Annotated in this window: 24 protein-coding genes and 1 pseudogene; 9 read left to right on the top strand and 16 right to left on the bottom strand. The window is 65.4% G+C overall.

All coding sequences use genetic code 11. From position 1 onward, the window contains the following. Positions 1-9: 9 nt before the first annotated feature. Positions 10-966: an LLM class F420-dependent oxidoreductase gene (locus A5775_RS15290; RefSeq protein WP_067253681.1), complete on the top strand. Its 957-nt coding sequence runs from the start codon at positions 10-12 to the stop codon at positions 964-966. On the opposite strand, the gene A5775_RS15295 is transcribed toward A5775_RS15290, so the two are convergent. From A5775_RS15295 to A5775_RS15305, 3 genes are read right to left on the bottom strand one after another with little or no spacing between them, the layout of a single operon-like run. Then, positions 967-2,142, bottom strand: coding sequence for an acyl-CoA dehydrogenase family protein (locus tag A5775_RS15295; protein WP_067253684.1), 1,176 nt, complete (start codon positions 2,140-2,142; stop codon positions 967-969). Between the two features lie 28 nt (positions 2,143-2,170). Beyond that, positions 2,171-2,467 (bottom strand): ferredoxin, encoded by a 297-nt coding sequence (locus A5775_RS15300; RefSeq protein WP_067253687.1) that lies wholly within the window; start codon positions 2,465-2,467, stop codon positions 2,171-2,173. Continuing rightward, positions 2,464-3,774 (bottom strand): NADH-ubiquinone oxidoreductase-F iron-sulfur binding region domain-containing protein, encoded by a 1,311-nt coding sequence (locus A5775_RS15305; protein ID WP_067253691.1) that lies wholly within the window; start codon positions 3,772-3,774, stop codon positions 2,464-2,466. Before A5775_RS15305 ends, A5775_RS15300 begins: the two co-directional genes overlap by 4 nt. 36 nt (positions 3,775-3,810) lie before the next feature. Here A5775_RS15305 and A5775_RS15310 point away from each other — a divergent pair, with 36 nt between their 5' ends. Then, the gene (locus A5775_RS15310) at positions 3,811-4,284 is read left to right on the top strand and encodes a hypothetical protein (protein WP_067253696.1); all 474 of its coding nucleotides are present in this window, start codon (positions 3,811-3,813) and stop codon (positions 4,282-4,284) included. A gap of 5 nt (positions 4,285-4,289) precedes the next feature. Here A5775_RS15310 and A5775_RS15315 read toward each other — a convergent pair whose 3' ends face one another. From A5775_RS15315 to A5775_RS15340, 6 genes are all read right to left on the bottom strand, one after another. Further along, positions 4,290-5,156, bottom strand: a complete 867-nt coding sequence (locus A5775_RS15315) for an alpha/beta fold hydrolase (protein WP_067253701.1) — start codon at positions 5,154-5,156, stop codon at positions 4,290-4,292. Positions 5,157-5,171: 15 nt separating this feature from the next. Beyond that, on the bottom strand, positions 5,172-5,585 hold the full coding sequence (locus A5775_RS15320) for a Rieske (2Fe-2S) protein (RefSeq protein ID WP_067253705.1): 414 nt from the start codon (positions 5,583-5,585) through the stop codon (positions 5,172-5,174). 1 nt (position 5,586) lies between these two features. After that, on the bottom strand, positions 5,587-6,732 hold the full coding sequence (locus A5775_RS15325; RefSeq protein WP_067253708.1) for an amidohydrolase family protein: 1,146 nt from the start codon (positions 6,730-6,732) through the stop codon (positions 5,587-5,589). A gap of 29 nt (positions 6,733-6,761) precedes the next feature. Then, a complete protein-coding gene (locus A5775_RS15330; protein WP_067253712.1) occupies positions 6,762-7,853 on the bottom strand; it encodes an amidohydrolase family protein in 1,092 nt (363 codons plus the stop codon). A gap of 280 nt (positions 7,854-8,133) precedes the next feature. Continuing rightward, positions 8,134-9,027, bottom strand: a complete 894-nt coding sequence (locus A5775_RS15335) for an NAD(P)-dependent oxidoreductase (RefSeq protein WP_067253716.1) — start codon at positions 9,025-9,027, stop codon at positions 8,134-8,136. 9 nt (positions 9,028-9,036) lie between these two features. Beyond that, entirely contained in the window at positions 9,037-9,417 is a 381-nt protein-coding gene (locus A5775_RS15340; RefSeq protein ID WP_067253720.1) for a carboxymuconolactone decarboxylase family protein, read from the bottom strand. A 237-nt stretch (positions 9,418-9,654) separates the two neighbouring features. Between A5775_RS15340 and A5775_RS15345 the strand changes: the two genes are divergently transcribed. The 3 genes from A5775_RS15345 (at position 9,655) to A5775_RS15355 (ending at position 12,599) form a co-directional block, all read left to right on the top strand. Beyond that, on the top strand, positions 9,655-10,305 hold the full coding sequence (locus A5775_RS15345) for a nitroreductase family protein (RefSeq protein WP_067253723.1): 651 nt from the start codon (positions 9,655-9,657) through the stop codon (positions 10,303-10,305). A 124-nt stretch (positions 10,306-10,429) separates the two neighbouring features. Beyond that, positions 10,430-11,428 carry an acyl-CoA dehydrogenase family protein gene (locus A5775_RS15350; RefSeq protein ID WP_067253727.1) on the top strand — a complete coding sequence of 333 codons (999 nt, stop codon included), beginning with the start codon at positions 10,430-10,432 and terminating at the stop codon, positions 11,426-11,428. Continuing rightward, positions 11,412-12,599, top strand: a complete 1,188-nt coding sequence (locus tag A5775_RS15355; RefSeq protein WP_067253730.1) for an acyl-CoA dehydrogenase family protein — start codon at positions 11,412-11,414, stop codon at positions 12,597-12,599. The genes A5775_RS15350 and A5775_RS15355 overlap by 17 nt, the downstream gene beginning before the upstream one ends. 64 nt (positions 12,600-12,663) lie before the next feature. On the opposite strand, the pseudogene A5775_RS25455 reads toward A5775_RS15355, so the two are convergent. The 7 genes and pseudogenes from A5775_RS25455 to A5775_RS15385 all read right to left on the bottom strand — a co-directional run. Further along, positions 12,664-12,837: pseudogene (locus A5775_RS25455) on the bottom strand (esterase family protein); the annotation flags it as partial. Positions 12,838-12,964: 127 nt separating this feature from the next. Beyond that, a complete protein-coding gene (locus tag A5775_RS15360) occupies positions 12,965-13,537 on the bottom strand; it encodes a hypothetical protein (RefSeq protein ID WP_067253734.1) in 573 nt (190 codons plus the stop codon). After that, positions 13,534-14,406, bottom strand: coding sequence for a hypothetical protein (locus A5775_RS15365; RefSeq protein WP_067253737.1), 873 nt, complete (start codon positions 14,404-14,406; stop codon positions 13,534-13,536). The genes A5775_RS15360 and A5775_RS15365 overlap by 4 nt, the downstream gene beginning before the upstream one ends. Positions 14,407-14,438: 32 nt before the next feature. Then, positions 14,439-14,882, bottom strand: a complete 444-nt coding sequence (locus A5775_RS15370; RefSeq protein ID WP_197512590.1) for a hypothetical protein — start codon at positions 14,880-14,882, stop codon at positions 14,439-14,441. Between the two features lie 100 nt (positions 14,883-14,982). Then, positions 14,983-16,347, bottom strand: a complete 1,365-nt coding sequence (locus A5775_RS15375; RefSeq protein ID WP_067253744.1) for a cytochrome P450 — start codon at positions 16,345-16,347, stop codon at positions 14,983-14,985. 45 nt (positions 16,348-16,392) lie between these two features. Continuing rightward, positions 16,393-16,590 (bottom strand): ferredoxin, encoded by a 198-nt coding sequence (locus A5775_RS15380; protein ID WP_067165309.1) that lies wholly within the window; start codon positions 16,588-16,590, stop codon positions 16,393-16,395. 56 nt (positions 16,591-16,646) lie between these two features. After that, positions 16,647-17,348 carry an SDR family NAD(P)-dependent oxidoreductase gene (locus A5775_RS15385; RefSeq protein ID WP_067253748.1) on the bottom strand — a complete coding sequence of 234 codons (702 nt, stop codon included), beginning with the start codon at positions 17,346-17,348 and terminating at the stop codon, positions 16,647-16,649. A 252-nt stretch (positions 17,349-17,600) separates the two neighbouring features. Here A5775_RS15385 and A5775_RS15390 point away from each other — a divergent pair, with 252 nt between their 5' ends. The 4 genes from A5775_RS15390 to A5775_RS15400 all read left to right on the top strand — a co-directional run bounded on the left by A5775_RS15390 (position 17,601) and on the right by A5775_RS15400 (position 21,581). After that, positions 17,601-19,166, top strand: a complete 1,566-nt coding sequence (locus tag A5775_RS15390; protein ID WP_156660709.1) for an aldehyde dehydrogenase family protein — start codon at positions 17,601-17,603, stop codon at positions 19,164-19,166. Then, positions 19,163-20,368 (top strand): CaiB/BaiF CoA-transferase family protein, encoded by a 1,206-nt coding sequence (locus A5775_RS15395; protein WP_067253756.1) that lies wholly within the window; start codon positions 19,163-19,165, stop codon positions 20,366-20,368. Before A5775_RS15390 ends, A5775_RS15395 begins: the two co-directional genes overlap by 4 nt. A 222-nt stretch (positions 20,369-20,590) precedes the next feature. After that, positions 20,591-20,773, top strand: a complete 183-nt coding sequence (locus A5775_RS25460) for a hypothetical protein (protein ID WP_156660710.1) — start codon at positions 20,591-20,593, stop codon at positions 20,771-20,773. After that, positions 20,763-21,581, top strand: a complete 819-nt coding sequence (locus A5775_RS15400) for an ABC transporter permease (protein ID WP_067253759.1) — start codon at positions 20,763-20,765, stop codon at positions 21,579-21,581. Before A5775_RS25460 ends, A5775_RS15400 begins: the two co-directional genes overlap by 11 nt. The last annotated feature ends 9 nt before the right edge of the window (positions 21,582-21,590 follow it).

A 21,590-nucleotide genomic window follows, 5' to 3' on the forward strand; every position in this document is an offset into this window, starting at 1 on the left:
GGGGGTCGCGTGCGCATCGGCGTGATGGTTGGGTCCGACAAGGAGCGCTCGCGTGCTGATCGGCTGGCCGGGCTGATCGACGATGCCGTCGCGGCCGAAAGCGCCGGCTTCGCGGCGTTCTGGATGCCCCAGGTTCCCGGCTACCTCGACGCGATGACCGCCGTGACGCTGATCGGGCAGGCGACCGATCACATCGAAATCGGGACCGCGGTCGTTCCGATTCAGACGCGCCATCCGATGATCATGGCGCAACAAGCCTTGACCACGCAGATCGTGTGCGGCGGGCGGTTCACGCTCGGCATCGGGCCGTCACATCATTGGATCGTCAACTCCCAACTGGGATTGCCCTACGATCGCCCGGCTCGCTTGATGGGCGACTACCTCGACGTGCTCGCCGCGGCGTTCGCCGGACCCGGGACCGTCGATGTCGACAACGAAAGCTATTGCGTCCATTCGCCGGTGGATGTCACGGACGCCCACCAGGTGCCGGTCGTACTGGCGGCGCTGGGACCGGCGATGCTGCGACTCGCGGGAGAACGGGCCGGCGGCACCGTTTTGTGGATGGCCGACGAGCGGGCGATCGGGGACCACGTCGTTCCGCGCATCACCGCAGCGGCGACCCGGGCCGGTCGTCCCGCGCCCCGGATCGTCGCCGGCGTTCCCGTCGCACTGTGCTCGGCCAACGAGATAGGCGACGCCCGCGCCTACGCCAGCGAGGTGCTCGGGCATGCGGATTTCTCACCCAACTATGTGCGACTGCTGGAGCACGGCGACGCCGAGGACGTCGGCGACACCATGGCTGCCGGTGATGAGTCGGAAATCCTCGCGCGGCTAAGCCGTTACCGTGACGCGGGCGTGACCGACCTGGCGGCGCGAATTGTGCCACTGGGCAAGGATGCTGGCGAGCGGGCCGCATCGCGACGTCGCACCCAGGAGTTCCTGTCCTCCGTGTGCCCCGGGTTGTGATCAGCGCGCCGGCAGGCCGAGGACCCGCTGGGCGATGATATTGCGCTGAATCTCCGACGTACCGCCCGCGATCGTGCCCGCGTAGCTGCTGATGTAGCGGGCGAACCAGCTGGCGGTGAAAAGGTCAGGGGCGTAAGGGTTGTACGGGGCCGTCAGCGCCTTGGCGCGCAATCCGTCGACCCCGGCCGCGTCCAGCGCGTGCCGCAGCGCGCTCTGTTCGGCTTCCGAACCGAAGACCTTCAGCACGGACAAAGCGGCCACATCGACGTCGCCGCGGGCCGCGCGTCCGAGCGCTGCCGAACCGAGCAGCCGCAGCGCGTAGTAATCCATCACGATGGTGGCGTAGTGGTCCGCGTTCACCGCGTCCGCCGGCCGGTAGTCCTCGAGCAGTTGTTCGAGCCGGTTCGCGAAGGCCATCCACATCAGGGTGCGTTCGTGGCCGAGTGACCCGTTGGCGACCCGCCAGCCGCCGTTGAGCGGGCCGACCAGGTTGTCCGCGGGTACCCGGACATCGTTGAAGAACACCTCGTTGAAGTCCAGCTCGTCGCGGTCGTAGACCGATGCGAAGGGGCGACGCGCTACCCCGGGGGTGTCAGTCGGAATGAGCAGTGCGCTGATTCCCTTGTGCTTGGGGGCGTTTGGGTCGGTGCGAACGAATGTCAGGATGACGTCGGCGTCATGGGCGCCCGAGGTCCATACCTTCTGGCCGTTGACCACGAAGTGGTCGCCCACCAACTCGGCCTTGGTCCGCAGCCCGGCCAGGTCGGACCCGGCTCCGGGTTCACTCATTCCCAGCGACGCGGTCTTCTCGGCCCGCAGGATCGGGACGGCCCAGCGCTGCTTCTGTTCCTCGGTCCCGAAGGACAGGAGCGACGCGGCAATGATACCGACGCCTTGGGGATTGAAGCAGTGATAGATCCGGCGCCGCGAGAGCACTTCGCGGTGCACGAACTGCTGCAGGATGTTGGCGTTGCGGCCACCGAATTCCGGTGGGTTTCCCGGCAGCAGCCAGCCGTGGTCGAACTGGAGTTGCTGCCAGCGGCGCGACCATTCGGGCACGTGCGACGTCGACGAAGGCCGCTCCACGGCCTGCGCCTCCGGCGGCAGATGTTCGGTGAGAAAGGCGACGAACTGCGCGCGGAAGGCTTCAACGTCGGTGTCAAAGGTGAGTTGCATGGTCGCTAACCGTCAGGCCCGGAGAAGCTCAACGCGTGAATCCCCATTCCGCTTCGTTCTCTTCGGTTTTCAGGTTCTCGGCCGGATCCTCGGCTTCGGTGATTGGCGGCTGGGACGGCCGGGAGGTGCGCTGACCGATTTCGGTGATGGCATGCACCGGGCAGTCCAGCAGCGCGCGCATGACCGCATCGCGATCCGCCTCCGCCACCGTGCCGTCCCCGATGAGGGAGGCGTACCCCCAGTCATCCAGCGAGAAGTATCCCGGCGCGTGTTTGGCGCAGATGCCGAAGCCGTCGCAAATGGTGCGGTCCAGACGGATTTTCACGCTTGCCTCACCGCCTCCGCCTCGTAGGGACGGTCGGCGCGGAAAGCGCCGTGGGCGCAGTCCGGGCAGGCGCCGGCGAGGTGCGCAGCGACTTCGTCCGGGAACTGATCGAGCAGGCTGGCGGCCACGTTCGTGGCGGCGTCCAGGGTCGCGCAGGCCCCGCGTCCGCGCAGTACGACGGACCAGCGGCGCAACCGCTCCACGTCTTCTGTGGCTGCGCTGCCGTCACGCAGCGCACCGGCCGACGCGGCCATCGCCGCCGTCCCGTTGAAGCACGATCCGCACTGCCCGGCATTTTCGCGGTCGAAATACGCCAGCACCGACGCCGCCACCGCCACGGGGCAGTCGTCGGTGATGACCGAGATCGCGCCGCAGCCCAGGCCGCTGCCGACCCGTCGCATCGTCTCGTGGTCCAGGGTGGTCTCCAGTACAGAACGGTTGAGCAGGCCGGCGAAATAGCCGCCCATCAGCGCTCCACGCACTTGGTCGGCCGGAACCCCATGCAGGGCAAGCAATTCGGTGAACGGTAGGCCGTGGGGAAGCTCGTAGAGCACCGGCGGCCGCCCGGCCCCGGTGATGGTGGCCAGGAAGGTGCCCGACGACAGCGGCGTGCCCTGCGCGCGGAAAGCCGCCGAGCCGTGGCACTGCACGTAGGGCAGATTGGCCAAGGTCTCGACGTTGCTCACCAAGGTGGGCCGGTCATCGACGCCCGCCTCGAATGGCCGGGGCGGCTTGTCCGTTGGCTTGGCCGGGCCGCCGTTGATTGCGCGGACCGCCGCGGTCTCCTCGCCGGCCACATAGCCGGCCGCCACCGTCAGCATGGCGATCGTGACGCCGAGCGTATCGGGATCCAGTTCGCCCAGCGCGGTTTCGACGCTGTGCGCCGATTCCGGGTCCGACACATAGATATAGGCGCGGTCGGCGGCAACGATCGTCGCCGCCAATCGCAGTCCGTCCAAGACCAGGTGGGGACGGTTGCGCAACAGCCAGCGGTCCTTGACCGACGCCGGTTCTCCCTCTTCGCCGTTCGCGACGACGACGGGGGCACCGATGTCCGCCATCAGGCGCCCGTTCTCGCGCACCGTGCGTAGCTTCACCGCGAGTGGAAAGGCCGCTCCGCCGCGGCCGACGAGCCCGCTGGATTCGACTTCGCTCAGCAAGGAATCGGCGTCGGTGAGCGGTTGGTAGCCGCCGAGCTGTCGATACGCCGCGAGGTCCTCGCGAGCTTGACCGGACCGCTCGGACAGCAGCCGTGGTGTGCACCCGGCGGGGACGGCGATGGTAGTGGTGGACTGAGTGGTGTTCAAAGCTGGCCTGCCATCGTCTTAGTTAGGCTTGCACACATGCGAACTGCGGTGGTGCGTATCAACGTCGACCCGGAAAGCGGGCTCACGCCCGCGCAACTACGTGACGGCATGGCAGCTCTCCACGAGCTCGCGGCCGCGGTGGGCGCCGACGTGGTTAAAAACGACCTCGCCACCATGCCGGTGCGCCGCCGCGAGGTCGAATTGCTCATCGCGGCCGAAGACGGCGGCGCGGCTCAAAAGACCGCAATCGGATTGTGCGCCAATGCGTTCGGCACCACCCCCAACCCGGGAGTGATCACCTTTGTCAGCCGGGGGACCAACGACGACGCTCACGGGGTGTTGTCCGCGTTCGGGCTGACCGGTGACATCGAGCGGATCCCGGGCGACGACGGTTTCGACATCGTGTACGTGACCCTGCGTGAGAAGGACCTCGAACGGATTCCGGAAAGCCGAGTGCACACGGCGCTGGAGGCGTCGCTCAATTGCGAGGTCCACATTCGCACCGTGTAGCCCCATTACGACCCCAGAAATTCCAAAATCGCCGGCGCCGCCTGCACCCACGTGTCGAACATGTTGAAATGCTGCACCCTGCCCGCCGCCCGATCCTCGGAGGCGCGTTCCCAGGCATCCTCGGGCCACGGCGGATCAATGAGCTTCGAACCCTTGATCAAGCAACTGACTTCCAGCGACGTCCGCTTGGGGTGGTCCATGTCGTTCTCGCCACCACGAATGATCAACGTGGGGACCTTGATCCGGTCGAACATCTCATCCTCGACGCCCGGAATCGTCTGTCCCGGCTTGGAAACGAATGCGTTGAGCCAGCGCAGCATGACCTTGAGAAACTCGCCGGAGTCGAAGTCGAGGAACCGCTGCTTGTTGTCCGGGTTCTCCTCGATGCGCTCGCGCCATTCCTGAACCTTGACCACACCGTCCATCCCCGTGCCGCGCACCGCGAGAATGCTGGGGACGATGTAGAAGGACCCGAGCACGAACGTGCCGTAGATGCCGCCGACGATGTTCCACACCACGAGCTTGGTGACCATCTCGGGGTAGAGCATCGTGGTGAGCATGGAATCCCTTGCCCCGCCTGATCCTCCGGCGAGAATGCAGCGCTCGAAGCCCAGACCCGTCACCAGCTTGTTCAGCGTCTCGGCGCGCATGTGGGACTCGCTTTGCCCGTAGAACTGCACGTCTGAGGCGCCGCAATTGGGCCGGTCCCACAGCAGCACCCGATAGCCACCCGCGGCCAGGGCATCGGCCAGCGGACGCAGGCCGGGGATCTCCATGCTGAACCGGCCGCCCGGCGTCAGGGCAATGAGATCGCCCGAGTCACCGAGGATTTCGTAGACGACATTTCCCCCGTTGATCTCGATAGAAGGCACCCGATTCTCCTGTAGTTAGGCCTGCACCAAAACGTCGTTGCCGACGACGCGCACCGGATAGGTGCGAATGCTCCATTCCGGCTTGACCGCGGTGGTGCCGGTCGCCAGCTCGAAACCCCATTGATGCCAAGGGCAGTAGATGAATTCCAGGTCGCGCACCATCACCGAGTCACCGGGCGCGGTCTCGTCCACGATCGTGCGCCCCCGGGGTCGCCCCGAACACAGCGGCCCGCCCTGGTGGGGACAGTAATTCGCGATGGCGTAGAAGGTGCCGTTGACGTTGTAGACACCGACACCATGGCGCCCGATCGGTACCAGTTTGTGTGTGCCCGGCGGGATTTCGTCGAGTGTGGCAACGACATGCTCGCGACCCTGGGCGAGTCGGGGCTCGGGGCGCCTTGTGGTTGCCCCTTCCTCTTGAGCGGTCAATTCAGAGCACCCGGGTCTGACCCTCGAGAACCGGAACGGTCTCGGGCAGGTGATACGTCGCGATGCCGTTCTTGTACATGACCGCGTCGCGGGCGGCCTTGGGGAGGTGCTTGACCAACCAGCGGGGGTCATCGAACGTCCAGTGCGGGTAGTCCGAGGAGAAGAGCAGGATCTTTTCGCACTCCATCCATTCCAGCGCCCGGGTCAACTCGGTCTTGTCTTCGGGGTAGTCCAGCGGTTGGGTGGTGAACTTGATGTGGTCCTTGACGTATTCCGAAGGCTTGCGCTTGATGTCCAGCCACGACTTGCGCGATTCGTAGATCGAATCCATGCGCCACATCAGCGGCAGGATCCAGCTGAACGCGTGCTCGACGAACACGATCCGCAGCGTCGGGAATCGATCGAACACGCCGTCGAATATCAGGCTCATCACCTGGTTTGCGGCCAGCAACGAGTAGGTGACCATGAAATCGTGGTTGTAGCTGGGGAATCCCACCGGCGGGATGGGCAGCTCGTCGAACTGGCTACGCGACAGGTGGCAGCTCACGGTGATGTCGTGCTTGGTGGCGGCCGCCCAGATCGGGTCATACTTCGGGTGGCCCCAGGACGGCCGCGGCTCGGCCTTGATCAGAATCTGCGCCATGTACGGATGGCCGGCCCAGCGTTCGATCTCACGCACGGACGCTTCCGGCTCCTCGATGGCGATGCAGATCGAACCGCGCCACCGCTCGTGCCAGTTGTTGTGGCTGTCCAGCCAGTGATTGGCCTGCCAATCGTTGAGCGCGGCCGACATCGCGTGCTGCGCTTCGGGAATGCGTGCCGGGTAGGCCGCCGGTTCCAGGATCGCGATGTCGGAGCCGGCCTCCATGATCAGCTGGCGGAACGCCAGATCCGGGTCGCTGCAGGGGAACTCGCCGTTGGCGGGGAAGGAGTCCACCCGCATCGCGTAGGAGTGCGCGTAGTCCGGGGCGTCGTAGTAGATCTGCTCGCCCACGGAGCGGGTGAGAAAGTACTTGCTGCGCCACGGCTCGGGGATGTACGGAAGCAGCTCTCCGCGCTTGGGGGCCGGGTGAACATCCGAGTCGACGCAGCGGACGGCAATGCGCTCGGTAGCGGGAAGCCGCTCCTGCGAATGGGTCAACGTCATCTGGCTCTCCTCAGTCTTTCGCGATACTTCTACTGTGCGCCCACCCCGGCGGGAATGTCTATGCCGTAGAGCTGCGCCGCGTTACGCCAGCACAGCTTCTCGCGCTGCTCGACGGAGAGCGCGCTGGGCAGCTTTGTGATGTCGCCACACTGCCAGTGTGGATAGCTGGAGCCGAACATCACCATGTCGTCCTTGCCGGTCAAGCCGAACCATTCACCGGCGAACTCGACGTCGCCGGGGCCGTCGAGACTGCCCTGGACGAAATACACATGGCCGGGCAGGTAGTCGCTGGGGATTCGAGGGGACCACGGCGTCTGCTCCAGGTGCGGCCGGCCAAACGTGTCCATCCGCCAGATGAACGGCGTCACGAAGTCGGCGGCGCCATCGCCCCAGACGAATTTGAGGCCGTCGAACCGCTCGAACACTCCCTCGGCGATCATGTTCATCAGGTGGTACAGGTAGTTCAGCGCCATGAAGCTGACGTACTGCTCGTACGTACGAGTGTTTCCGTTCGGCGTCGGCGGAAACGCGATGCCCGACCCGACCTCGATGTGCGCGGCGACGGGTAGGCCGGCGTCGACCGCCGCCTCCCATATCGGCCAGAACTGCGGTTTGCCGTATAGCTCACGGGATTGCAGCGGGACGCCGATCTGAACCACGCGCGGATGGGAACGCCATCTCTCGATCTCGCGCAGTGCGCCGGGGATGTCGTCGGGGTTCACCCGGATGGTGCCGCGGAACCGCTCGCCGAACTGACTCGATTCCAGCCAGTTCGACACCATCATTTCGTTGTGCGCCGCGTGCAGCGCGCTGCCCAGGTGCCGGTCCGGCATGATGCCGCGCGCCATCGGATGCAGGACGGCCACGTCGACCCCGCGCTTGGTAAACAGTTCGGTGGCAACGAATTCCGGATCCGAACCGGGGTACTGACGATCCGGCCCCTCGGTGTTGGGCGCGTACTCGCCGCCGGGGGCGCCGTACCAGTCCATCTCGTAATCGGGGAAGCCGCGGCTCTTGAACGGCTCGCGCAGGGTGTTCCGCAACGCCTTGTTGGACGGGAAGAAGATGTGCACGCTTGCGTCGATCAGCGGTGTGCTTGTCCCGTCAGCGTGTGTGATCACGAGAGCCACCCTTCGGCTCCGGCGGCAGAAAGCGAGCCGTGCGAGGTCATGTGAATAGCCAATCTAACATTTTGCTGAGCGGTCGATCAATAGGTTTTCGGTAAGCATTCCGTTTAGTCGTTATCGCTGGTGATGGGCTTTTCGCGGGCTTCTGAGCAAGTGTGGTTCTTCATTCCGGATAATACCATTCTCCGGGTAGATGAGGGAGGGGATCCGTGTGGCCCTAGGCCCCAGCCCGCCACGAAGCACGAGGTCACGACGTGGTGCCCGCTTCGATGGCTCAGGAGGGAGATGGGCCCACCGTGACGCCGGCGGCCCTCTCGAAAGGTTTGATCACCGTCGTGAAATCGGAGTCGGGTCCTTCATCGCGAGCGACGGCCTCCCACAGCCGGGCCGTCGTCTCGGCAACTTCGGCGGGCACGCCAAGCGCCTTCGCCTCATCGAGGTACAGGCGCACATCCTTGACCATCAGGCCGGTGGCAAAGCCGTAATCGAAGGTGCGCGGCAGGATCGCGCGGGGAAACTTGTCGCGGCTTGCGCTCGTCGCGCCCGACCCCGCGTTGAGGACCTCGATCATCACGCCGGGGTCGAGCCCGGCTTTGACTCCCATGACGACCACTTCGGCCGTCGCGGCCAAGACGTTGGCCGCCAAGATGTTGTTGGCCAGCTTCATCGTCTGCGCCGAGCCGGGTTTGTCCCCGACGTACACCGGCCGGCCGAGGGCTTCGAGCGCCGTTCGTAGGACGTCGAATTCGTTGCGTGGACCGGACACCATGAGCGCCAGAGACCCCTTCTCGGCGCCGCCGACACCGCCGCTGACCGGGCTGTCGATCCGCACGATGTTCCGTTCGGCAAGGAGGCCATGGATCTGCACCGCTACTTGACTGCCGACGGTGGACAAATCGACAAAGCGCTTGATCCGTGCGCCTTCGATCACGCCGGCCGCGCCGGCGGCCACCTCCAGCGATACTGCCGGCGTGGGAAGGCTGGCCAGCACCGTGTCGGCGCGATCGGCGACCTCTTTGGGCGACGACGCCGGGCGGGCTCCCAAGGCCACGATGCGTGCGAGCGCCGAGTTGCGCGTATCGAACGCGACGACGTCGTGCTTTTCTTCAATGAGGCGGCATGCCATGGGAAAGCCCATGTTTCCCAACCCGATGAATCCGACCTCCACGATGCGCCCCTAGTCCTGTTCCAGCTCGGCGAACGCCTCGCGCGCGATGCGAAAGCTGTCGACCGCGGCCGGCACGCCTCCGTAAATCGCCACCTGCAGAAAGATCTCGCGGATCTCCTCACGGGTGACACCGTTGGTCAGCGCCGCTTTGACGTGCATCCGTAATTCGTTGGGCCGATTGAGCACCGCGATCATCGCCAGGTTGAGCATGCTGCGGGTCTTGCGCGGCAGCTCCTCGCGGCCCCACACGGCGCCCCAGCAGTACTCGGTGACGAGATCTTGCAGGGGGCCGGTGAAGTCATCCGCGCCGGCCAAGGCGCGGTCGACGTACTCCGCGCCCAGCACGTCGGAACGGATTTGCCGCCCCCGCTCATAGGTTTCGCGATCCAACGCCTTCCTCCTCAACTCCGGGTGCAGCGGCCCCGGTGGTTGCCGTGGGGCGCCGCTGGCTGTTCCGATTGTCTGAGCGCAGTCTTGCACCACGCCATATCCGCGGGGGTCTACAGTCGAGGTTCACATGGACCTGCCCTCTGGAGTCCTCGTTCCCGGTGGAGCTTCGCGATCACCCAATTCGCTTGCGATGAACGGGAATACGAGCTGGGCGACCCTCGGTATTGAGGAGAAGCGATGACCGGAGCAAGCGCTGATGTCTGGGAAGTGATGGCGACCGCCCGAACGATCCGGCGCTTCACCGACAAACCGGTGGACGACGCGACCCTGGCGCGGTGCCTCGAGGCGGCGCGGTGGGCTCCCTCGGGTGCCAACGCCCAGGGCTGGCGTTTCGTGGTGCTGCGCTCACCCGAGCAGCGCGCCGTGGTGGCCAAGGCCGCCGCCCACGCGCTGGAGGTGATCGAGCCGGTCTACGGAATGAGCCGGCCCGCAAACGGCGACGACAGCCGTCGCGCCCGCACCTACCGTGCGACGTACGAATTGCACGACCGCGCCGGTGAATTCACGTCGGTGCTGTTCGCGCAGGCCCGTTACCCAACGGCGTCGGAACTGCTGCTCGGCGGGTCGATCTTTCCCGCCATGCAGAACTTTCTGCTGGCCGCCCGCGCGCAGGGGCTCGGCGCCTGCATGACCAGCTGGGCCTCCTATGGCGGTGAGCAACTGCTGCGCGAGGCCGTCGGTATCCCCGAGGGCTGGATGGTCGCCGGCCACATCGTGGTCGGATGGCCCAAGGGCCAGCACGGGCCGCTGCGCCGCCGTGCGCTGGCCGAATTCGTGAACCTCGACCGCTGGGATGGCCCCGCCGACGGGTTGTTGACCAGCAGCTAGTTCGTGAGAGCAATTCGGCTCGTCACAGCCGGTTCGGTGATCGCATGCCCGGTTTCAGAGATTATTACTTCCGCAACCGAGAATGATATTCTCGCCGTGACAGTCACGACGAGAGGCGACGCGGATGCTGTTGGAATTCGATGCTGATCAGCGGCTGTGGCAGGACACGGTGCGCGATGCCGTCACCAAACAGTGCCCGCCCTCGCTGGTGCGCAGCGTGGCCGAGGAGGGCGTCGACCCGAGCCCACTGTGGAAGTCGTACGTGGATCAGGGGTGGACCGAGCTGAACGACCCGCAGAGCACGGTCGAGCTCGCCATCGTTCTCGAAGAGCTGGGCCGCGCGACCGACCCCACACCGTTCCTGGCGACGATGAGCCAGTTCGCGCCGCTGGTGGCTGATCGCTTCGACCCGCACGAGTCGGGCACAGCCGTGTACGGCGGGGTGGTGGCGCACCGCGACGCCGAAGGCTGGGTGTTGGACGGCACGGCGCGCCACGTGCTCGACGGCGATCGCGTCGACCGCCTCGCTGTGGTGACCGACGCGGGTGTGTTCATCGCCGCGTCCAACCAGGTGTCGGCCCGCCGATCGACGGTCTTCGACCCCGTGCTGCACGTGGCCGACCTGTCGTTCAGCGAGGTCCGGGTGCCCGACAGCGCCCGAGTCACCGTCGACCACGAGCGCGCGCACCATATTGCGTTGACCGGCATGGCGATCACCATGGTCGGCGCCTGCCAACGCATCCTCGACCTGGTGCTCGAGCACGTGAGTAGCCGCCAGCAGTTCGGCGTGCCGATCGGCTCGTTCCAGGCCGTCCAGCACAAGGCCGCCGACATGCACGTCGCGGTCCAACGGGCGCGGGCCTTGGCCTACTTCGCCGCATTGACGATCGCGGCAGACGATCCCCGCCGACGGCTGGCGGCCGCGATGGCCAAGGCATCGGCGGGGGAGTGCCAGTCGCTGGTCTTCCGGCACGGCTTACAACTGCACGGCGCAATGGGATTCACGTGGGAGAACGACCTGCAGTTCGCGCTCAAGCGGGCCAAGGCGGGCGAACTCATGTTGGGCGGCGCGGCGGAGCATCGGGCGCGGATCGCTGAGGAATACCGTGCAGCTGACTTTTGATCCCGACGTCGAGGCGTTCCGGGCCGAGTTTTCGGCATTCCTCGACGAAAACCTTCCTCCCGCAAGCGAAACCCTGGACCGTCCGCGTTCGGTTTCGCACATGCCGGAGTGGGCGCGTCGTTGGCAGCGGCTCCTGTTCGACAACGGTTGGCTGCTGCCCAGCCAGCCGCCGGAATACGGTGGCCGCAACGCGACGGTGCTGCAGCAGTTCGTCTACCTGGAGGAGCTGAGCCGCCGCCGCATCTATCACAGCTTCAACCCGCAGGGCGTGAATATCGTTGCGGCATCTCTGTTGTCGTTCGGCAGCGATGAGCAGAAGCAACGTTGGGCCGTGCCCGTCCTGCGCGCCGAGATCACCGCGTCGCTGGGGATGAGCGAGCCCAGCGCCGGCTCTGATCTGGCGTCGCTGCGCACCCGCGCGGTGCGCACATCTGATTCAGAAGGCGACTTCTTCGTCGTCAACGGGCAAAAGGTGTGGACCTCCGGGGCCCACGACGCCGACTTCTTGTTGACCTTCGTGCGGACGAACCCAGATGCGCCCAAGCACAAGGGAATCAGCGTGCTGGTGATTCCCACCGACACCCCCGGCGTGGTTCGCCGGCCCTTCCCGTCGATCTGTTCGATCGACGACACGGACTTCAACGAGGTGTTCTTCACCGACGTGCGCGTGCCGGCGGAAAACCTGGTCGGTGAACTCGACCAGGGATGGATGGTGGCCAACGGTTCGCTCGGCCACGAGCGCACCATGATGTGGCTGGGCTTCGCGGACCGTCTCGAGAACATGATCGACGACTTCCATCCCGGTACCGACGTCGAGCGTGACCAGTACGCCACGACGATCATGGACCGGCAGGCGCTGCGCCTGCTGGGCTCGGCAGCCCTGGCCCGCACCGCGCGCGGCGAAGACGACGTGGCCGCGATCTCGGTGCTCAAGCTCCTCGGCTCCGAGGCGGAGTTGCGCGGGATGGAACTGGCGCTGACCTCCGCGGGAGCCGACGGGCTCATTCAACCGGGTCAGACCGGACCGTATGCACACATGAACCTCGACCACTACTTTGCCAGCTGGTTCGAGCGCTTTGCCCGCAGCTTCTCCGGGACCATCGCCGGCGGCACCTCAGAAATCCAGCGCAACATCATCGCCCAGCGGGTGCTCGGCCTCCCACGCGGCTAGAACGCAGTCCTACCGCCTGCCCAGAGATCTTGCTGGGCAACGGGATCGGGCCACGCCCGGGGAGCAGCGTGGGGTGCGCGACGGTCAGGCTCACCGCGCACGTTCGGCCCATCGACCAGCCGACGATGCCCCAGCGCGACGGGTCAGGACTCACCCCGAAGTTTGAGATCAGGTAGGGCACAACGTCTTCGATGAGGTGGTCGGCGGCATTGCCGCGGCGCCCGTTGGCCGCCAGTGTGAGACCACGGCTTTGAGAGTGAAGCCACGGCGGCCGCAATCGGCGTGTCGTCACCCTGAGCTCACAGTCAAAGCCGAGGGTTCACACTCGACGGGAAGCCGCCGGCCCAGCGACATCTGACGAATGTCTAGACAGGGTCGAATTTGGTGATCAGCCACTTGCCGTTGACCCGGGTCAGGCTCACCAGCACGCTGCTGGAGGCCATCGCGGGGTCGGGGTTGTCCTTGCTCGTGGTGCTCTGATCGACCAGGACCAGCACGACTGCCGAATTGGGATGCAACTCCTGAACTGCGGCCCCCAACACTCTCGCAGTGGTTTTCAGTGACTTCTGTTTGGCTGCCGGGGCCACGATCTGTTCGGTGAACTGGTTGTAGTACGACAAGAAGTCGCCGGACAGGTGCGACTTGGCGGTGGCGAAGTCTTTGTCGAGAGAATCGGGCGAGTAGGACAGCAGCGCGACCGTGCCGTCGGACGCTGCATTGGCGGCCGCGGTCGCGACGCTGGCGTCGGTCTGCTTATCGGGACGGTACTGCTTGAAGTACAGCCATGTCGCCCCGCCACCGGAAAGCAGCAGCAGCACAATCAGAACCACGGGAACGACTTTCACCTTGCGCCGCGCACGTGGGGCACTACCTTCACTGCGGTCGGTTTGTTCGGCAGAGTCGTCGGCGGTGTCGATGCTGGGCTCGTCCTCGCTCATGGAATGAACTCCACGTTGGACATCTTGTATTGGCCGCCGTCGTCTTTGACGGTCACCTTGAGCCGCCAATTGCGCGGTTCGTCCTTGGCACCCGCGGCGTTGGTGATGTGCGATGTCGCTGCGACGAGAACCAACGCGAAATCCCCGTTCATGGATTGCACGGCCGCCGCATTCACGGTTCCCTGGGTGACCACTTTGGACTGCTCGACGACGGTCGTGAAATCTTTTGCGCGCGCCTGGAAGTCGTCGTGGAACTGACCGGTCGAGCTGTCGATCACCCGCTGGACGTCCTCCTTGGCCTTGTTGAAGTCCATGGAAGTCAGGTTGACGACACCTTGTCGGGCTCCCGCGAGAAAGTTCGCCGCGCGCTGGTTGCGCTCGACGGTTTCATGATGTTGCCACACCATGTATCCGCTGGCCCCGATGAAGGCGCAGATGAGGATGATGACGGCCGCCTTCCACATCACGGAAAGGGATGGCAACCGCACGCGTCGCCGGGAGCGGGCCGGCTCGGATTCCGATTCCGCGTCTTCCGGGGTTTCTTCGGAGGCTTCGTCGGTAGTCTCCGCTTCGGCGGTGTCGGTCGCATCCTCGTCGGTGAGGCGCCCGTCGGTGGTCTCCGCTTCGGCGGTGTCGGTCGCGTCCTCGTCTGCGTCCGAGGCTTCCTCGGCATCCTTCGCCTCGGCCTCAGCCTCAGCCTCAGCCTGGGCCAGCGCCTCGCGCCGGAGTCGGGCGGCACGGGCACGGGCGCGCGCCGCTGCGGCCAGCGCTTCGGCTTCGGCTGCTTCGGCCTCGGCTTCCTCGAGCAATGCCCTCGCGTCGGCTTTCGAGGTGGCCGAATCCTGCGGCGGTTTCTTCGCCTCAGCCATCGTGCTTACCGACTCCTGTAGGTCTCACGCCGCTAGAATCGCACGAGCGAGAACGGCCAACTGTTGGTGCCCCCCGGTCCGCCACCGCAGCCGGTGTCGAACGTCGAGTCGACCTGACCGGCCAGCGTCACCGCATCCCACGAGTAAACGTCATGCGAGGGAAAGAACTGGACCACGCAGCGCACACCGTCGGGCACATCGACTGCCATGGTGTAGCGGCCGTTGGACAGGCGAGCCTCCCCCCTGTAGACCGTCGCCTGCCCATTGGGCTGCGGAGTCGCGTATATCTGCAGGCATCCCGGCTGATTAGGGAAGCACGGGTTAATCGACCAAACCCAGAAATGGCCGGGATCCCGGTCCGAGTTCACACTGTAGTTCGCATACAGCATGTCCGCGTGGGCGGTCGGCGTGAAAGTCAGCGCGGCCATGACAAGCGCAAGGCTGACTGCGAAAGGCTTCACCGTTGCGTCTCCCATCTCTGCACGCGCGCTTGGGCCCAAATATAGGGGGCGGTCACGCTGCACAGGCCTACTCGGAAAAATTGCGGCAGTCAACGACTGGTCCGGCCTGTGCTACCTAGTCGATAACCGCGGCTTCCTTGCGTTCGGTGATCGGCCGGGCGAGCTCTTGCTCGTCGCAGATGCGTTGGAGCTTTTCGAGCGTCTCGTCCAGCCCGGCTCCGACCTTGCGTCCGGGCGTGAAGCTGGCCGGCAGCTTGCGCATGCCCTGGATGACGCCGATGGTCTCGTAGTGGACGGTCCCCTCGGGATCGCACTTGTAGTCGGGCATCCGGTCGAGAACCGCGGTGAGCATGGATTTGAACACGGTGCGTGCCACATTCGACCCGATGCACCGGTGGATCCCCAGCCCAAAGCTGAAGTGCCGGTTACCTTTACGGTCGAGGATGATCTTGTCCGGGTCGTGGAACACCGCTGGGTCGCGGTTGGCCATCGCCCACGAAATCCACAGCCGCTCGCCCTCCTTAAACTGGGTGCCGTCGAGTTCGGTGTCGTCGGCGAAGGTCCGGCCGTCGCCGGCCGCCGGGGTGAAGTAGCGCAGGAACTCTTCGGTCGCGGGGTCGAGCAGGGTTTTGCGTTCATCGCTGAGCAGTTGCCGTTGGTCGGGGTGCTCCGAAAGCCATTCCAGCGAGTGGGCTGTGAGGGCGGTCGTGGTGTCGAAGCCGCCGCCGATGACCAACCCCAGGTTGCCGAGGATTTCTAGCTCCGGTGCGGGCTCACCGTCGATGCGCATCTCGAGCAGGCCGTTCACGATTCCGGGCCGCGGGTTAGCGCGGATCTCGATCATGTTGTTGACCATGTCGAGTCCCATCTCCCGGTGCATCGCGGTGACCCGCTCGATGTCGGGGGAGTGCTCGGGCGTGTACACCGCGGCGTGCACCGGCTCGCTGTACATGCTCCACTTCTTCAGTGGGATGCCGAGCATGGCCAGCGTGAAGACAGCGGGCACGATGTTGGCCAGGTCGTCGACGAAGTCGATGCTGCCGCCCTCGATCTTCTCGTCGAGGCAGGCGCGCGTCACGTCGTCGATGAATGGCTCCCAGCGCTTGATCGCGGCCGGGGACAAATAGGGGTTGAGCACGGTTCGGTAGGTGCGGTGCTCGGGGTCGTCCATTTCCAGGATGCCGCCGCGGACGGCGCTGACGCGGTTGGCCGTGGGGATCGAAATCCCTTTGTAGCCACGGCGTTCGCCGTGCAGGTCGTGGTCGTTGGAGACGACGGGACAGCGCGCCAGCTCGAAGACCTCGTGGCTGCCGGCCGCGACCCAGTGGCCGCCGTAGGTTTCCGTCCAGGCCATGGGGCACTTGGCGTGCATCTCTTCGGTGATCGTCTTGAACTTCGATCGGTACTCCGAGGAATGCCGATCGAAGTGGTATCGGTTCTTCTTGCGGTCGCTGTCATTGACGACGTCGTCGACACTCAACGCTTTGTCTCCCTCAGTGTTTTGCTGCTAAGGACCGGTGCCGGCTCAGTCTTCGGTGATCATGATGGCCTGCTCCGGGCAGGACTGCGCGGCTTCGCGAACCTGGTCCTCCCGGTCGGCGGGCACCACTTCATCGATCGCCGACGAGCTGCCGTCGATGTCGCTGAGCTGAAACGAATCCGGAGCGATCATCGCGCACAGGGTATGGCCCTGGCACCGTTCTGAATCCACCCAAACCTTCACGGCTGTCTCCTCTCACGTGGTGCTGGTTACCGGGCGCGCTGGCGAATCGCCACCGCTCAGGTGTTGCGGCCGCCGTTGACTCCCAGGATCTGACCGGTGATGTAGCCGGCTTCCTCGGACACCAGAAACGCGCATGCCGCGGCGATGTCCTCGGGCGTGCCGATGCGGCGCACCGGCGTCCGGGCGATGGTCTCGTCGATGTCGCCGAGGAACCCGTTCTTCTCGGCGGCGCGCAGCATCGGGGTGTCGATAAAGCCGGGCGGCACGGCGTTGACGGTGATGCCCTTGGGCCCGTACTCGAGTGCAAGTGACTTCGTGAGGCCGTTGACCGCCGACTTGGCCGCCACGTAATGACTCATGTAGGGCGCACCGGAATGCGTGCTCGACGAAGAGATATTGACGATGCGTCCCCACCCGGCCTCGACCATGTCGGGCAGCACCGCCTGGACGGTGTGGAAGACGCCGTTGAGGTTGACGTCGATCACCCGCCGCCAGTCCTCGAAGGTGATGTTGTGGAACTTCTTGAAGCCGTCCAGGCCGGCGGCGTTGACCAGAACGGTCACCGGGCCGAGTTGGGCGCGGATGGCCGACAGCGCGGCGTCCACTTGCGAGCGGTCTGTCACGTCGGCGGTGAAGGTGAAATCCGCGTCCGACGGTCGCAAGTCAATGGTGGCGACGTTCAGGCCGTCGGCGCTTAGGCGCTGCACGACGGCAAGGCCGATGCCGGATCCGCCACCGGTGACCACCGCAGTCTTCATCTTGAGGCCTCTACTCCGACGGGGGCCATTTCAGCCACAAAGAATCTCCCTTACGATTATGAGAACCTTACTCTCCGCGCGGAGTGGCGTGCAACACGCGCGCGAAACCGTGTTCGGCCTGCGTCGAGAGGGCCTGCGCGGCGCGACATGGCCGTTTGCGCCCCTGGTCAGCACCTCGATCTCATTCCTGAGACTTTCTTGAATTATCGAAACTCGAATGTAAGATTCGCCGGGGAAGAGAATGAAATTATCGTGATCGCCACCACACTAGGGGGTACCGGCATGCCTGCCCAGGACACGGCAGAACCCGCCACTGGGTCCACAGCGACCATCGCGGATGCCGCGCCCGAGCCACATGTCGACCGCCGCCTGCTGATCGACGGCCGGCTGGTCACCGCCGGCAAGACATTCCCCTCGGTCAACCCCGCGACGGGTGCGGTCATCGGGCATGCTCCGGACGCCGGCGCCGAAGAGGCCGCAGCGGCGATCGCGGCCGCGCGGCGTGCGTTCGACACCACCAGCTGGCCCACCGATGTCGAGTTGCGCATCCGCTGCCTCGACCAGTTGCACCGGGCACTCGTCGACCACGCCGACGAGTTGCGTCAGCTCACCATCGCCGAAGTCGGCGCCACCCGCGCGCTGACCCAGGGGGCTCAGCTCGACGAGCCGATCGGCATCGTGCGCTTCTACGCCGACCTGCTGCGCACCTATCAGTTCTCCGAAGACCTCGGCGAAAGAGAATCGCGGGGGATGCTGCACCACCGCTGGGTGGAAAAGGAAGCCGCCGGGGTGGTGGGCGCCATCATCGCCTACAACTATCCCAACCAGCTTGCGCTGGCCAAGCTGGCGCCCGCGCTGGCCGCGGGCTGCACGGTGGTACTCAAGGGCGCCCCGGACACGCCGCTGGTCACCCTGGCGCTCGGCGAGCTGATCGCCAACCACACCGACATTCCCGCCGGCGTGGTCAACGTGCTCAGCTCGTCGGATCCCGCGTCGGGAGTCGCCCTGACCACCAGCCCGGACGTCGACGCCATCACCTTCACCGGATCGACGGAGGTCGGGCGCAAGATCATGGCCGCCTCCAGCGACACCATCAAGCGCGTCTTCCTGGAGTTGGGCGGCAAATCGGCGGCGATCATGCTCGACGACGCCGACTTCGCCACCGCGGCGCTGTTCGCGGCCTTCAGCATGGTCACCCACGCGGGTCAGGGGTGTGCGCTCACGTCCCGGCTCCTGGTGCCCAGATCGCACCACGACGAAATCGTCGACCTGATCGCGCAGAACTTCGCCAAGGTGAGTCACGGCGACCCGGCCGACCCCAAGACATACATGGGGCCGCTGATCAACGAACGGCAGCGGGACAAGGTCGACGGCATGGTCCAGCGCGCCGTGGCCGCCGGGGCCACCCTGGTCACCGGTGGCAAGCGGCTCGATCCGGGCTATTTCTATGCGCCGACGCTGCTCACCAATGTCGATCCCGACAGCGAGATCGCGCAGGACGAGATCTTCGGGCCGGTGCTCGTGGTGATCGCGTTCGACGACGACGACGATGCGGTGCGCATCGCCAACAATTCGATCTACGGACTGGCAGGTGCGGTGTTCAGTCGCGACCAGGAGCGGGCGCTGGCAGTGGCGCGCCGGATCCGCGCCGGATCGTTTTCGATCAACGGCGGCAACTACTTCGGCGCCGACAGCCCGTTCGGGGGCTTCAAGCAGTCGGGTGTGGGCCGCGAGATGGGGGTGGCCGGGTTGGAAGAGTTCCTGGAGCGCAAGACGTTTGCCGTGCCTGCGGTGTCCGCGAACGGGGCCGGCGCGTGAGGCCGCTCGAGGGCATCCGGGTCCTGGAGGTCGCCATGTATGGGTTCGTCCCGTCGGCGGGTGCGGTGCTCGCCGAATGGGGCGCCGACGTGGTCAAGGTCGAGCACGCGGTGACCGGCGACCCGCAGCGCGGGCTCCGGCAGACCGGGATGTTGCGTGTCGAAGGCGACCCCAACCCGAACATCGAGCATGCCAACCGCGGCAAGCGCAGCATCGGGTTGGACATGTCGGTTCCCGAGGGCAAGGAAGTGCTCTACGAGCTGGCTCGCCGCGCCGATGTGTTCCTGACCAGCTTCCTTCCCGCTCATCGGAAGAAGTTCGGCATCGACGTCGAGGACATCCGTACGGTCAATCCGAACATCGTCTATGCCCGCGGCAGCGCGCTCGGCCCGCGCGGCACCGAGTCGGAAAAGGGCGGCTACGACATGACCGCGTTCTGGTGCCGGGCCGGTACCGCGGCGACCATCACTCCCGCCGGGATGCCGGGAATGATCGCTCCGCCCGGCCCCGCCTATGGCGACACCATCTCTGGGACCAACCTCGCCGGCGGCATCGCGGCGGCGCTGCTCAAACGTGAGCGCACCGGCGAACCGTCGGTCGTCGATGTGTCGCTGCTGGGCAGCGGCCTGTGGTCGATGGGGCACACCGTCGCGCTGACAAAGCATCTGGGCCAACGGCTCGAAGCGCCCCCGCCGGGCGTGCACGGCGCTCCCAACAATCCATTGGTGGGGCTGTACACCACGTCCGACGGCCGCTACATCTCCTTCGTGATGATGCAGCCCACCAAGTTCTGGGCCGACGTATGCCGGCACGTCGACCTGCCGGAGTTGGCCGACGACCCGCGCTTCGACACGGTGGAGAACATCGCCGCCAACACGGCGGATGCGGTGGAGCTTCTGACCAAGGCCATCGCCACCCGCACCCTTGCCGAGTGGAGCGAACGCTTCGCCACGCTGTCCGGGCCGTGGGCGCCGGTGCAGGACACCCTGCAAGCCGTCGACGACGCGCAGATCCGCTCGAACGAGTACATGGTGCAAGCGGGTGAGCTCGAGTTGGTCGCCAACCCGGTACAGTTCGACGTCGCAGCGCCACAGTCCGGGCCAGCCCCCGGATTCGCGGAGCAGACCGACGAGATCCTGCTGGAGCTCGGCCTCGACTGGGACCGCATCATCGAACTCAAGACGGCCGGCGCCGTCACTTGAGTACTACCGGGACTGGAGCTTGCGCTGACATGTTCGAGCCGATCGTCGCTTCCGTTGGGCCGCACGTGCGTTGCGGCACTGAGCCAACCGCGAGATGTCCGATAACGCTTATTTACTTTTCGCTCCGCCCGGACGCAGCATGAGTCATAATCGCCGGACGCTTCAAGACGTGGAGCACCTCGTTTTGCAGCGCCAACTCACGCAACAGAACGGAGGACTGGCGTGAGCGAGGCCGCCGCTGTCACATCGAAGGTCGATGCCGGAAATTGGCTGCCCTCTGAGCATTTCGCCGTCGTCAGCGCGCCTTTACACCTGTCAATTCTGTCGAATTTACCGCAGCCGTTGCGCCAGAACAAGACTGCCGGTCTCGTAGCGTGGGAAGGGGCTGACGTCCATGGCAACTAAGGCCGCAGACCACTGGTCAGCGGGATTGCCGCGGCTGAAACTGAAATGGGACATCTCGGGGCCTATGCAGGCCGTCGGAGCTTTGTTCGCAATGTCGGCCGACGCCGTCAAGTTCCTGTTCCGTCGGCCGTTCCAGTGGCGCGAGTTCTTGGAGCAGTCCTGGTTTGTCGCGCGGGTGTCGCTGGCTCCAACCTTGTTGGTAGCGATCCCGTTTACCGTCCTCGTCAGCTTCACGCTCAACATCCTTTTGCGCGAACTGGGCGCGGCGGATCTATCCGGTGCGGGTGCCGCGTTCGGTGCAGTCACCCAGCTCGGTCCGCTGGTCACGGTTTTGATCGTGGCGGGCGCGGGTGCAACGGCAATGTGTGCCGACCTGGGAGCCCGAACGATTCGCGAAGAAATCGACGCGATGGAGGTGCTGGGTATCAACCCGGTGCAACGATTGGTCACACCGCGCATGCTGGCCTCCGGATTGGTGGCCTTCTTGCTCAACAGCCTCGTTGTCATCATCGGCGTCCTTGGCGGCTACGTATTTTCGGTATTTGTGCAAGACGTCAATCCCGGTGCGTTCGCCGCGGGTATCACCTTGCTGACCGGCGTGCCCGAGGTGATCATTTCGTGCGTCAAGGCTGCCCTTTTCGGCCTCATCGCCGGTTTGGTCGCCTGCTATCGAGGCCTGTCGATCACCGGTGGCGGCGCCAAGGCCGTGGGCAACGCGGTGAACGAAACCGTGGTTTATGCCTTCATGTCCCTGTTCGTCGTCAACGTGGTCGTCACCGCGGTCGGCATCAAGATGACGGCGAAGTAGGGACTGCCG

Origin of the sequence: Mycobacterium sp. 852002-10029_SCH5224772 (assembly GCF_001667315.1) — a bacterium.
In the GTDB taxonomy this organism is placed as follows: domain Bacteria; phylum Actinomycetota; class Actinomycetes; order Mycobacteriales; family Mycobacteriaceae; genus Mycobacterium.